The organism is Pseudomonas sp. yb_9 (assembly GCF_043103635.1).
GTDB classification, from domain to species: Bacteria; Pseudomonadota; Gammaproteobacteria; order Pseudomonadales; family Pseudomonadaceae; genus Aquipseudomonas; species Aquipseudomonas monteilii.
In genome coordinates this window covers 37,432-49,528 of sequence record NZ_JBICKA010000077.1, presented here as the reverse complement: position 1 = coordinate 49,528, position 12,097 = coordinate 37,432, and the positions used below count along the sequence as shown (strand labels likewise).

Annotated in this window: 14 protein-coding genes; 8 read left to right on the top strand and 6 right to left on the bottom strand. The window is 60.9% G+C overall.

The annotated features are described in order from the left end of the window. Positions 1 to 227: 227 nt before the first annotated feature. From ACF8MI_RS20770 to ACF8MI_RS20760, 3 genes are all read right to left on the bottom strand, one after another. Positions 228 to 890, bottom strand: a complete 663-nt coding sequence (locus ACF8MI_RS20770) for an HNH endonuclease signature motif containing protein (RefSeq protein WP_392517769.1) — start codon at positions 888 to 890, stop codon at positions 228 to 230. Positions 891 to 953: 63 nt separating this feature from the next. Next, positions 954 to 1,367, bottom strand: coding sequence for a BRO family protein (locus ACF8MI_RS20765; protein WP_200928563.1), 414 nt, complete (start codon positions 1,365 to 1,367; stop codon positions 954 to 956). Positions 1,368 to 1,411: 44 nt separating this feature from the next. Continuing rightward, complete coding sequence (locus tag ACF8MI_RS20760; RefSeq protein WP_200928564.1) at positions 1,412 to 2,704, bottom strand: tyrosine-type recombinase/integrase; 1,293 nt, start codon at positions 2,702 to 2,704, stop codon at positions 1,412 to 1,414. A gap of 434 nt (positions 2,705 to 3,138) precedes the next feature. Here ACF8MI_RS20760 and ACF8MI_RS20755 point away from each other — a divergent pair, with 434 nt between their 5' ends. The 4 genes from ACF8MI_RS20755 to ACF8MI_RS20740 all read left to right on the top strand — a co-directional run bounded on the left by ACF8MI_RS20755 (position 3,139) and on the right by ACF8MI_RS20740 (position 6,280). Then, positions 3,139 to 3,849 carry a histidine phosphatase family protein gene (locus ACF8MI_RS20755; protein ID WP_060497630.1) on the top strand — a complete coding sequence of 237 codons (711 nt, stop codon included), beginning with the start codon at positions 3,139 to 3,141 and terminating at the stop codon, positions 3,847 to 3,849. 57 nt (positions 3,850 to 3,906) lie between these two features. Continuing rightward, positions 3,907 to 4,224, top strand: coding sequence for an SCP2 sterol-binding domain-containing protein (locus tag ACF8MI_RS20750; RefSeq protein WP_060497631.1), 318 nt, complete (start codon positions 3,907 to 3,909; stop codon positions 4,222 to 4,224). Positions 4,225 to 4,408: 184 nt separating this feature from the next. After that, positions 4,409 to 5,476 (top strand): phosphotransferase family protein, encoded by a 1,068-nt coding sequence (locus ACF8MI_RS20745; RefSeq protein ID WP_060497632.1) that lies wholly within the window; start codon positions 4,409 to 4,411, stop codon positions 5,474 to 5,476. A 36-nt stretch (positions 5,477 to 5,512) separates the two neighbouring features. Then, on the top strand, positions 5,513 to 6,280 hold the full coding sequence (locus ACF8MI_RS20740) for an SDR family oxidoreductase (protein ID WP_016711440.1): 768 nt from the start codon (positions 5,513 to 5,515) through the stop codon (positions 6,278 to 6,280). Here the strand turns inward: ACF8MI_RS20740 and ACF8MI_RS20735 are convergent, their stop codons facing one another. Together ACF8MI_RS20735 and ACF8MI_RS20730 are read right to left on the bottom strand one after the other, a co-directional pair. Continuing rightward, a complete protein-coding gene (locus ACF8MI_RS20735) occupies positions 6,281 to 7,102 on the bottom strand; it encodes a bifunctional 2-polyprenyl-6-hydroxyphenol methylase/3-demethylubiquinol 3-O-methyltransferase UbiG (protein WP_060497633.1) in 822 nt (273 codons plus the stop codon). 110 nt (positions 7,103 to 7,212) lie between these two features. After that, the gene (locus ACF8MI_RS20730) at positions 7,213 to 7,563 is read right to left on the bottom strand and encodes a hypothetical protein (protein ID WP_060497634.1); all 351 of its coding nucleotides are present in this window, start codon (positions 7,561 to 7,563) and stop codon (positions 7,213 to 7,215) included. 114 nt (positions 7,564 to 7,677) lie between these two features. On the opposite strand from ACF8MI_RS20730, the gene ACF8MI_RS20725 reads away from it, so the two are divergent. Next, a complete protein-coding gene (locus ACF8MI_RS20725) occupies positions 7,678 to 7,968 on the top strand; it encodes an RcnB family protein (protein WP_104834433.1) in 291 nt (96 codons plus the stop codon). Between the two features lies 1 nt (position 7,969). On the opposite strand, the gene ACF8MI_RS20720 is transcribed toward ACF8MI_RS20725, so the two are convergent. After that, complete coding sequence (locus ACF8MI_RS20720) at positions 7,970 to 9,130, bottom strand: GGDEF domain-containing protein (protein WP_104835441.1); 1,161 nt, start codon at positions 9,128 to 9,130, stop codon at positions 7,970 to 7,972. 224 nt (positions 9,131 to 9,354) lie between these two features. Between ACF8MI_RS20720 and ACF8MI_RS20715 the strand changes: the two genes are divergently transcribed. From ACF8MI_RS20715 to ACF8MI_RS20705, 3 genes are all read left to right on the top strand, one after another. Continuing rightward, positions 9,355 to 9,546: a hypothetical protein gene (locus ACF8MI_RS20715; RefSeq protein WP_104834432.1), complete on the top strand. Its 192-nt coding sequence runs from the start codon at positions 9,355 to 9,357 to the stop codon at positions 9,544 to 9,546. 73 nt (positions 9,547 to 9,619) lie between these two features. Then, positions 9,620 to 10,009: a glycine zipper domain-containing protein gene (locus ACF8MI_RS20710; RefSeq protein ID WP_025753699.1), complete on the top strand. Its 390-nt coding sequence runs from the start codon at positions 9,620 to 9,622 to the stop codon at positions 10,007 to 10,009. Between the two features lie 138 nt (positions 10,010 to 10,147). Then, complete coding sequence (locus ACF8MI_RS20705; protein WP_156867706.1) at positions 10,148 to 11,977, top strand: SLC13 family permease; 1,830 nt, start codon at positions 10,148 to 10,150, stop codon at positions 11,975 to 11,977. Positions 11,978 to 12,097: the final 120 nt, after the last annotated feature.

The following is a 12,097-nucleotide window of genomic DNA, read 5'->3' as shown; positions in this document are numbered from 1 at the left end:
CCCTTCGTGGGCATCGGTTCATGGATCGACAATATCAAGCTGTGCTCCTTCCTACTGGAGCCAGACACTGAGGTCTGCTTATCGGGGACTGTTGGCGCTGGCTCGCATCACCGTAGTGGTGGCTGGTCTCTTATCGCTTGGTCGTCTCTGATCGGTCCTTGAGGAACCGGTAGGGATGCCTCAGAGATTACCCTGTGGCCATAGTGAGGATACTGACCATAGGGGTTTTAAACAGTGACCTTCATGTGCCGGGGAGCACCTTCGATACGACCATCTGGGTTAACTCGGGGAGCCTTTAGGTACTGAGCTTTAATTTGAGCGAGCCAATGACCGGCTGCCGTGGGGTTCTCAAAGTAGCCCCGATGGGTAACTCCTTGAATTGTGGTCTTGGCAATATAGCGTTCGCCTGCCTTGTAGTGTCGATCTCTGGTGATGCCGGTTGGCAAGTGGGAATCTCTCTTTGGCTGTTTCACATTGAGGGCCGTAGTCCTGTTACCAAAATTCTCGTGATATGTTAGAGGGCGTAAGTTACTCGGATGATTGTTATTAGGGTTGCCGTCGATATGGTCAATGACTAATGACTCATCGAACGGACCATAGGCCATCCGGTAGATGATGCGGGACTTCTGGACGCGGACCTTGCGCTTGATCTCGCCGTCCATCCATGTGACCTCTACCTGTTGGCGCAGTGAGCCGTTCGTATAGGTGCCCACTGGGTCGCCCTCACGGGTTCCTCTACGGGTCTTTCCGGGGATCAATTTAAACTCCCGAGTGACGATGCCTTCGTGGTCGTTGGACAGCTTATAGCGAGCCTCAAGGACTTCTATGGGTGGGAGCAGGCTGGCCATTACGTTGGTGCCTTGTAGTCGAATCTTGGTTGGTGTGGTCATGATTGTGTCTCCTGTGCTGGTGGGTGGGTGTGGTGTCCTGGCCATAGTGAGGGTCTATAAATCCTATGACCAGTTTGTACCCCTCCAAGCCCAGTAAACACGGGTCAGCATCTCGTAGACGCTCGACTCAGCAGCGTTGTACTGGCCGGTCTTGCGGATGGTCGGGAGGACTTCCTCGGTGACCCACTTACGGAAGGGTTCGGACTGAGGCGCTCGGCCCTTCAAGAGCATCTTGTAGACCGTGGACTCAGGGAATACCCAGACCTTGTGCCACGTTGGGGCATGGCAGCTCTCAGGTTTCATAAGGGCGTAATCCGCCCCTAAGACTTCTGACACTCGATATGCGGTCTCGGTCTTGGCGATGTCCCGCGCCTTGTGGCTGGAGTCCTTGAGGCCCGAGGCATGTGCCACTTGGTTGGCGAGGAACAGCAGTTCATGCTCAGGGTGGCCAACGAGGACATCCAGCTCGATGCCCATGAAATTGCGCTTTTCAAAGAGACTCAACGGTGCCCACAGGAATCTCAGCGCACCAACCTCAGCGCCTCGACCATGAGGCCCCTCGAAGCAGCCGCATTGCCGCCGTAGAGATCGAACGCAAGCGACCCGGAGCTATGCCCCAAGATGGCCTGAGCGATGCCCACAGACACGCCAGCGGCCTTCAGGTCGGACGCCATCGAGTGCCTCAACGAGTGGAACGACAGCCCCTCCCCGGTCTTGGTGCCCAGCAGGTCACGGATCATCTGATTGGTGAGTTGGTCGAAGCCACTCTTGGACTGAGTGAACAACCGCCCTTGGGTCTGCGAGAGTTTCTCAAGGTGATCCTCTGGGACGCCCAGCAAGGGCACTATGCGACGACTGAAGGAGTTCTTCAGGGTCTTCCCTTCCTTGTCATTAATGTCCATGACCCATTGACCATCGGCCTTATAGATATCGCTGCCAGTGAGCTGGTGAATCTCCCCAATGCGTGCCCCAGTGGCGACCCCAAGGGCAATGGCAGATGCCTTCCAGTCTTCCCCAAGGTTACCCATTGCCCATGCTCGAAGGGTCTTTAGGTGGTCCCCGGTGAAGGCTGTGCGGGCACTCTCGGACCCCTTGGTGATCGACAGCTTCTTGGTGTAGTCACGCTCAATGAGACCCGTAGCCACTGCCCAGCCAATGACAGAGGAAGCATGGGTCATGATCTTGTTGATAGAGGAAGGCTTGTGCTCCCCACCAGCCAATAGAGCATCACGAAGGCCCACGAAGGTTGCCCGCGTGTGCTTTGCCATATCGGCGTCCTTGAGGTGCCCGACGATGGTGCTGGTGCAACTCTTCCAGTTCTTCAGTGTGTTCTCTGACTTGTCCCCGCCCCGTTCGGCCTTGAAGGCATCGTAGAGTGACTGGAAGGTGGTGGCCGTAGAGGTCTCCTGAGAGATGCCCGTAGAGAGCGACTTACAGATAGAGGCAGACACAAGGTCTTTACTATCAAAAGTCCGATCTTGATTGTCTTTATCTATCGAACCCTTCAAGTCCCCATTGAGCAGCTCTACCAGTCCTCTTAGGTCTCCGCTGTGCCGCCCTTGAGCAGCTTCCAGCACCCTCTGAGCCGTCAGAACGGCCTGCGCTTGGGCTAACCCCATGGGCATCGTCTCGGCTATCTGAGCGAGGTTCTCGGAGACCTCAGAGAGGACCAGCCCATAGGCTTCGCCTTGTGGGTTGCCCAAGGCTTCCTCAGCGATGTCTCGGAGGTTGTCCCGTAGTTCCTCCCAGGATGCCTCTGGGTTGTCGAGGTGGAACGCTTTGAGGGTCTGAAGCAGGTGCTTGGCAGTTGTCATGGCAGCAGGTCGATTCGTGGTCTTGAGCGAGAGCGTACAGGAGGTGTGGCAGCCCTTGAGGCGGACTCGGAGATGATACCGACCCGAGGCTCTACGGTAGACGTAGGGCACTGCGATTTGTGACACGTTGGGACGATTTGTGACACTGGATTCAACGGTGAGGATGGTCATTTTGGGTGGAAGCCCCGTGTTGCTTGGCTTTACCCGAGATCAAGGACAGTTGGCAAGAAACTCCACGTTGACTCCTTAAATACCTGCGCCACGGCGGCGCGTAACTGTTGCAAGCATACCGTTGAGCCTGAGGTGCTGCCAGCCGGCGCAAACGCTGGCAACATCTTTCAAACAACCTTTTCAAACGCTTGTATGTTTTTTCGTTGACAGCCCGTGTGCCGCATCCTAACCTCGCAGCAACCTCCAACAGGCCGGAACCTTTCGTGGGCAACCTCTACCTGATCCGACATGGCCAAGCCTCCTTCGGTGCCGATGACTATGACGTCCTCTCCCCCGTGGGCGTGCGCCAGAGCCAGGCCCTGGGTGAGCACCTTGCCCAGCTGGGTGTGCGGCTGGACCGTTGCGTGGCAGGCGACCTGCGCCGCCAGCAGGATACCGCGCACCTTGCCCTGGAGGCCTTGCAGGCCAGCGGCTGCGCGGTGCCAGCGGTTGAGACCGACGCGGCGTTCAATGAGTTCGATGCTGACGGCGTCATCCGTGCCCTGTTGCCCGGGCTGCTGCCGCAAGAGCCAAACGCCCTGCACATCCTGCGCAATGCTGCGCAGCACCGCAGCGAGTTCCAGCGCCTGTTCGCCTTGATGGTGCAGCGCTGGCACGACGGGGAGCATACCGATGACGGCCTGGAAACCTGGCAAGCGTTTACTGCCCGCGTACAGGGTGGGCTGCAACGCGTACTGGATACCGCCGGCAGCGGCGACAATATCGCCATTTTCACCTCGGGCGGTACCATTGCCGCCCTGCTCCACTTGGTTACCCGTATCACCCCCAGCCAGGCGTTCGCGCTGAACTGGCAGATCATCAACACGTCGCTCAGCCAGCTGAAGTTCCGCGGCCGCGACGTGGCACTGGCTTCCTTCAACAGCCAAGCCCATGTGCAGCTGTTGAGGGCGCCGGAGTTTGTCACCTACCGATAAGCCCGGCTTTGTTGTGTCCCTGCGGGGACGTGTAAATCACTCTATAAGGAATGCGCCATGACCTCCGTAGCTGATGCCGTCAAAAAGATGCAAGAGAAGTTCAACCCATCCGCTGCCGCCGGCCTGGACCTGGTGTTCGGCTTCAACATCACCGACGAAGGCAAGCACTACGCGCTGATCGTCAAAGACGGCACCTGCGACCTGCAGGAAGGCGAAAACCCGGATGCCAACTGCACCCTGATAATGGACAGCGAAACCCTGAAGGGTATCGTCAGTGGCGAAACCGACGGCATGCAGGCCTTCATGGGCGGCAAGCTGCGCGTTGAAGGCGACATGATGCTGTCGATGAAACTCAGCGAGCTGTTCCCGTCCTGAGGGCTGGGGATACCGGATGATCGAAAACCGAAGCCCTCGCGGCTTCGGTTTTTTTTTGCCTGGCATTCGGTGCAGTGATCCACCGGCAACACCCGCACCTATATGGCACCTGGCACGCTTGTTCCAGCCCGGGCAGGCCATTAGATTAGCCAATAGTCCTTGCGATCGAGAATAAGGAAAACGCATGACGCTCACCGACCAGTCCACCCAGGTACGCCCCGGCGAAGAACTCGACGCGGCCGTCATCGACCCTTACCTCAAGGCCAATATCCGCGGCCTGGATGGCCTGCCCAGCATCAGCCAGTTTCCGGGTGGCGCCTCCAACCTCACCTACCTGGTCAGCTATCCGGACAGTGACTTCGTACTGCGCCGCCCACCGTTCGGGCATAAAGCCAAGTCGGCCCACGACATGGGCCGCGAGTTCCGCATCCTCAACCAGCTGAACAGCGGCTTCCCCTACTGCCCCAAGGCCTATGTGCACTGCACCGACAGCAGCCTGATCGGCGGCGAGTTCTACGTGATGGAGCGGGTCAAGGGCATCATCCTGCGCTCGGATATCCCTGCCGAACTGAACCTAGACGCCAGCCGCACCGAGGCCCTGTGCAAAAGCTTCATCGACCGCCTGGTCGAGCTGCATCAGGTGGACTACAACGCCTGCGGCCTGGCCGACCTGGGCAAGCCGGAAGGCTATGTGCAACGCCAGATCGAGGGTTGGACCAGCCGCTACGAAAAAGCCCTGACCCCGGATGCCCCGCGCTGGGAGCAGGTGATTGCCTGGTTGCACGACAAGATGCCCGCCGACCACCCAAAGCCCGGCATCGTGCACAACGATTACCGCTTCGACAACGTGATCCTCGACGCCGACAACCCCATGCGCATCATCGGGGTACTGGACTGGGAAATGGCCACCCTGGGTGACCCGCTGATGGACCTGGGCAACAGCCTGGCCTACTGGATCGAGGCCGAAGACCCGGCACCCGTGCAACTGATGCGCCGCCAGCCGAGCAATGCACCAGGCATGCTTACCCGTCGCCAGTTCGTCGATTACTACGCCGAGCGTGCGGGCATCCCGCTCGACAACTTCGATTACTACTATTGCTATGGCCTGTTCCGCCTGGCCGGCATCGTCCAGCAAATCTATTACCGCTATTTCCACGGCCAGACCCAGGACAAGCGCTTCGCCCAGTTCATCCACATGAACCGCTTGCTGGAGCAGATGACCCTGCAGGTCATTGCCAAGTCCAGCCTGTAAGCCATGACCACGACGACGGATAACAAGGAAAACAGCATGTCCAAGACCCACCTGTTCGACCTCGACGGCAAGATTGCCTTCGTTTCCGGCGCCAGCCGTGGCATTGGCGAGGCGATCGCCCACTTGCTGGCGCAGCAAGGGGCTCATGTGATCGTTTCCAGCCGCAAGCTCGACGGTTGCCAGCAGGTGGCCGATGCCATCATCGCCGCCGGCGGCAAGGCCACGGCGGTAGCCTGCCACATCGGTGAGCTGGAGCAGATCCAGCAGGTGTTTGCCGGCATTCGCGAACAGTTCGGGCGCCTGGACGTGCTGGTCAACAACGCCGCCACCAACCCGCAGTTCTGCAACGTGCTGGATACCGACCCGAACGCCTTCCAGAAGACCGTGGACGTGAACATCCGCGGCTACTTCTTCATGTCGGTGGAAGCCGGCAAGCTGATGCGTGAGCACGGCGGCGGCAGCATCATCAACGTCGCCTCCATCAACGGTGTATCGCCCGGCCACTTCCAGGGGATCTATTCGGTAACCAAGGCAGCGGTCATCAACATGACCAAGGTCTTTGCCAAGGAGTGCGCCCAGTTTGGCATTCGCTGCAACGCCCTGTTGCCGGGCCTGACCGACACCAAGTTCGCCTCGGCTCTGGTGAAGAACGACGCCATTCTGAACGCCGCACTGCAGCAGATCCCGCTCAAGCGCGTGGCCGACCCCAAAGAAATGGCCGGCGCAGTGTTGTACCTGGCCAGCGATGCGTCCAGCTACACCACCGGCACGGCACTCAATGTAGACGGCGGCTACCTGTCCTGATCAAGCCTTGATTGCCACCAAGGTGTAGCTCAAGGGCAGACGTGCGGGCTGCTCGCGCAAGCGATACTCACCGTCGCTGCCCTTGACCATCTGCCCCGGCAGCGCCTCCCAGGGAATGCTCTGGTGCTCGACCAGTGCCGTCAGTTGCAGCCCATGCGCCAGCAAGGCAGTCACCACCTCGCCCAGGCCGTGGTTCCATTCGTGGGTTTCGGTGTGGGCAAGGCGCTGGTCGGTTTCGACGTAGGTCTGGTCGTTGTGCCACACCGTCGGCGCTTCGTGCTCGAAATACGGGTATTCGAGCTGCAGGCGGTCCTGATGGTCTTCGTTGACCGCCATCAGCATCGGGTGCCCATCACGCAGGAATAGCCGCCCGCCTGGCTTCAACAGTGCTGCCACCGTACGCGCCCACGGCTTGATGCGGGGCAACCAGCACAGTGCGCCGATACCGGTATAAACGAGGTCGAAAGTGCCTGCCGGCAGCACGCTGTCGGCGGCATAGACGTCAGACTCGACATACTCGATGGGCACCGCGCACCGCTTGGCCAGAGCACGCGCTTCGGCCAGTGAAGCTGCGGAATAGTCCAAGCCACAGACCTTGGCGCCAAGGCGCGCCAGCGAGAGCGTATCGGTACCGATGTGGCACTGCAGGTGCACAGCGTTCAGCCCTTTGATATCACCAAGCAGTGGCAGGTCGAAGCGGACGGTTTCGGAAAGGTGCCCGGGGCGCTGGACCAGAAGCTCGACTTCGTAGTCCTTGGAGGCAGCGTGTAGCGGAGCGCGTTCGTCCCAGCTGGCACGGTTGAGTTGCAGTGAGCGATCCATGGTGTCGTCCTTGAGTGGTAACGGCTGATGCTAGCCGTTACCACGCGTCTTGCGACACAACTGCCTTGCTAAAAAGTGTAAAGCCCGCCCCTATAGGATGAGCGCCTGCGTTACAGGCACGTAGCCGCAGCCGCCCGGCGCTGCAGCGCCACGCCGTCATTCTTCTGCGCGTAATAGTCAACCCGCGCCCCACCCGCCTGTGGGTAAACATCCACGAACGCTTCGGCTTCGCGGGTATACACGGTAAACCCGCCCTGCTTGCTCGGCTCCAGGTAGCCACTGGCATCGTCGCCGAACACCTTCTCTTCCTGCCAGCTGAACTGGATGCACTGGGCCACCAGCTCTGGCGCCTTATGCGAATCGAGCTGCGCCGTCGGCTTGCCGCCGCGGGCTGTCTCCATGGTCGCAGAAGCACAACCGACCAGCATCAGTGCTGCGGCCATCGGCAGAATCGCACGCATGTTCCATCCTCAGGGTAAAAAAGAAGGCGACTCTAGCACTGGCATGCATCGCGAGTGAATTGCCACACACCTGCCGCTGTCGCAGATAAGACACGTAGCCAAGAGGAATACCCCATGAAACTGCACTATCTGCTGCTCGCGGCCCTACCCTGCCTACCCCTGGCGGCAAACGCCACTCCTTCCAGCGAAGAAAGCGTCACCGCCCTGGAAACACACAATCGCGAACTCAAGGTGGGTGACAAGGCGCCGGACCAGTACAAACGGGACGATCAAGCCATTCAGGACTGGCAAGCCAAGGGCCTGCCCAAGCCCGAAAAAGAAAGCCACTGGGTACGCATGGGCGAGCACTTTGTACTGGTACAGATCACCAACGGCGTAGTACTGGCAATCCAGCCGGCGTCGTGAGTCAACCCGCTTCGGCCATTGCCGCCATATGCACTGTATTGCGCCCGGCGGCCTTGGCCTGGTAAAGCGCTGCGTCAGCCTGGGCCAACAGGCTGGCGGTGCTGTCTTTGAGCCCAGGCACGCCGCACCACAAGCCCACGCTGAAGCGCAGTTCGATCTGGTCACCGGCAAAACTCGCCGGGTTGCGCGCAATGGCCTCACGCAGCCCTTGCAGCGCGGCCATCGCCCCGCTGCGGTCAGCGCCCGGTAGCAGCAACAGGAACTCCTCGCCACCATAACGGCCCAGGCAGTCACCTTGGCGCAGCCGCTGTTGCAACTGGCGCACGCAGTGGCACAGCACCTCATCACCTGCCAGGTGCCCATACAGGTCGTTGATGCGCTTGAAATGGTCGATGTCGATCATCGCCACAGCCAGGCTGCCCTGTTGCTGGCGAGCCTGGTCCAGTTCCACGGCAAAGCGCTCAAGGATCGCCCTGCGGTTCAGCGTGCCGGTCAGCACATCGTGCAGGGCCAGGTGCTGCAAGCGGGATTCGCTGCGCTCCTTGGCCATCAACACCAGCCCGATCGAATACATCATCACCGTGACGGTGCCAATCGCCACGGAAATGCTCTGCTTGAGGTTGCTGGTGTCATAGCGCAACTCCACCGCCGTGCCATTGGCCACCGCCACCACACGCATGCCCAGGCCGACCAGGCTGATCAACGCACCGATCTGCAGCAGCAAGTGGGCCTTGCCCGGCCGCTCGGCATAGCGTCGCGCCCAGTACAGAATCATCGAGCACTGCAGCATCAGCACCAGCGTTGCCAGCAGCATACGTGGCTCTACCGTATCGAGCAGCAGCATCAACCCCACCAGCATGCACGCCGGGATAATGAAGATAATGCGCCAAGGCACTATCTGCTGACGCACCCGGAACAGGCTGGCCGTATAGAACGCCAGGGCCAGCGACAACAGGCTGTTGCCCAGGCCATAGCTGAGCCACAGCGGGGCATGGGCATAGACGGTGTAGCAGACATAGGCCAGGGCATGCACCAGCAACCCGCACCCCGTGAGTAACAGGTTGTCACGGCGGTTACTGCGCCCGACCAGCAACAGGCAGAAGGCCAGAATGGTTGCAACCAAGGCAACGGCGGCGAACAACGTGGGGGTATGGGCGATCATCATGATTCACTGTGTGGCAAATTGCCGTCTTGCCAGCGGCTTAACCCACAGTCTAGAGGGGCATCGCCGGCTCGACCATGACCGAATGGGACAGAACAGCAGCCCACAAGCACGCCGCTCATCACTGGCGCGACAAATTTTTGCCTGCCAGGGAAACCAAATGGATCATTCCCAGTCTCAGCAAGTGCCCTGTAAACCATTGCGGATCAAGGACCTATATCGTGATGACCCGCCTTGCAAGCCTTTCGCTGGTTGCTGTTGTCCTGCTGACCGCAGGCTGCCACAGCCATCGCTACCATGACGACGACGATGGCTGGCGTAACCGTGACCGCGACCATCGCCACCACCATCGCCATGAGCGCGACGATGATGACGATGACAATCGCCAGTATCGCGGTGACCGCTACTACCGCTGAAGCGTCTTTGCACCCCTGACCCGCCGCCCGTTGCGCGGCACCTTAACCTGATGATTCCTTTGAGGTTCGTATCATGCGTCTGACTCTGCCTTCCCTTGCCCTCGGCCTGCTGCTGTGCCAGGGCGCTTTCGCCGGTGACGGTACTGCCGCCATTGGCGGTGGCCTGGGTGGTGCCCTGGGTAACGTTGTCGGTCAATCGATCGGTGGCAAGACCGGGGCGGCCATCGGCGCCGGCCTCGGCGGCGCAGCCGGCAGTGCGGTAGGTGCACGCAAAGGCAACCGTACCGAAGCCGCCATCGGCGGCGGCCTGGGCTCGGCCGGCGGCTCGCTGCTGGGCGGCGCGGTGGGCGGCAAGACCGGCTCTACCGTCGGTGCCGGCCTGGGCGGCGCGGCCGGTGGTGCCATCGGCAACCACCTGGGCGACAATAACGGCAGCAAAAAGCACCGCCGTCACCGTCACTGATCCGGTGACCCAAGGGGCCACAATGCGGCCCCTGTTGTTTGGCAAACCCTGCAGTACATCAACACCCCCTTCATCACAAGCTGGCACACTGGCTGCTACTGTCTATCGTGCCCCTGTGTGAAGGAACACCCCCTCCCCATGAACCAAGAGCTGCTCTGGGTCCTCGGCCTGCTGGCCATCGTCATCCTCCTGTTCGTCATCAACCGCCCGCGCATGGACGTGGTCGCACTGCTGGTAATTCTCGCCCTGCCGCTACTCGGCATCCTCACCGTCGAGCAGGCCCTGGCCGGCTTCAGCGACCCCAACGTGGTGCTGATCGCCGCCCTGTTCGTGATTGGCGAAGGCCTGGTGCGTACCGGCATTGCCTACCGCATCGGCGAATGGATGAGCGAGCGGGCCGGCAACAGCGAGGCGCGCCTGCTGGTGCTGCTGATGGTGGCGGTGGCCGGGCTGGGCTCGATCATGAGCTCCACCGGCGTGGTGGCCATCTTCATCCCGGTGGTGCTCAGTATTGCCGCACGCCTGAAACTCTCGCCCAGCCGCCTGATGATGCCGCTGGCGTTCGCCGGCCTGATCAGCGGCATGCTCAGTCTGGTGGCCACACCGCCCAACGTGGTGGTGCACAGCGAGCTGGTGCGCAATGGCGAAGCCGGTTTCAGCTTCTTCAGCTTTACCCCGTTTGGCCTGGTGGTGCTGGTGCTGGGCATCGGCTACATGCTGCTGACCCGACACTGGCTCAACGGCGAAGTGCGCAAGGACGGCCGCGTGGAAACCCGCCGGACACTGCTGGACCTGGTGCTGGACTACAAGCTCAACGGCCGCGAACGGCGCCTGCGCATCCGCCCTCACTCGCCGCTGATCGGCCACACCCTCGGCGAACTGGAACTGCGTACCCGGCACGGCGCCAACGTGATCGGCATCGAACGCCAGCACAAGTTCACCACGCGGGTGATGGCTGCCGACTCCAGCACCGTGCTGCACCAGGGCGACGTGCTGCTGCTCGACCTGTTCGCCAACCGCGATGACCTGCGCAGCCTGTGCCAGACCATGCAACTGGAGCCGCTTCACTTCAAGGCCGCCTATTTCATCGACCAGTCCCAGGAACTGGGCATGGCCGAGGTCTCCCTACCACCGGGGTCGCAGCTGATTGGCAAGAGCATTCTCGAACTGGCCTTCCGTACCCGCTTCGACCTCAACGTGGTCGGCCTGCGCCGCGAGCAGGCAGCGATCGAAGACCAACTGGTGGAAGAAAAGCTGCGCCTTGGCGACACGCTGCTGGTGGTCGGCCCGTGGAAGGCCGTACGCCAGTTGCAAAGCAAACCCAGAGACTTCCTGGTGCTGAGCCTGCCTGCCGAAATCGACCAGGTGGCCCCCGCCCGCACCCGCGCGCCGCAAGCGCTACTGAGCCTGGCGGTGATGGTCGGGCTGATGGTCAGTGGTGCCGTGCCCAATGTCATGGCCGCGCTGATCGGCTGCCTGCTGATGGGCGCCGGCCGCTGCATCGACATGAGCAGCGCTTATCGGGCCATTCATTGGCAAAGCCTGGTGCTGATTGTCGGCATGCTACCCTTCGCCCAGGCGCTGCAGAAAACCGGCGGCATCGACCTGGCGGTGAGCGGGCTGGTCAGCGTGCTGGGAGGGGCCGGCCCCAGTGCCATTCTCGCCTGCCTGTTTGCCGTCACGGCGGTGATTGGCCTGTTCATTTCCAATACGGCCACTGCGGTGCTGATGGCGCCGGTGGCTGTCAGTACCGCAGCACAGCTGGGGATGTCACCCTACCCGTTCGCCATGACCGTGGCGTTGGCCGCATCGGCGGCGTTCATGACGCCGGTGTCATCGCCGGTCAATACGCTGGTGCTGGGCCCAGGGCAGTACCGTTTCGCCGACTTCGTCAAAATCGGCGTACCGTTCACCCTGCTGGTGATGCTGGTGACCGTGTTGATGGTGCCGTGGTTCTTCGGGCTGTGACGACACAATTGAGGAATGAAGGCAATTTGGCATTATCTCGACCGTTCGCGGCAGATTGACATCAACTGCCCTGACGAAACACACTGCGGGTCATTGCCCCAGGTGCTTCAAGGCGTTGTC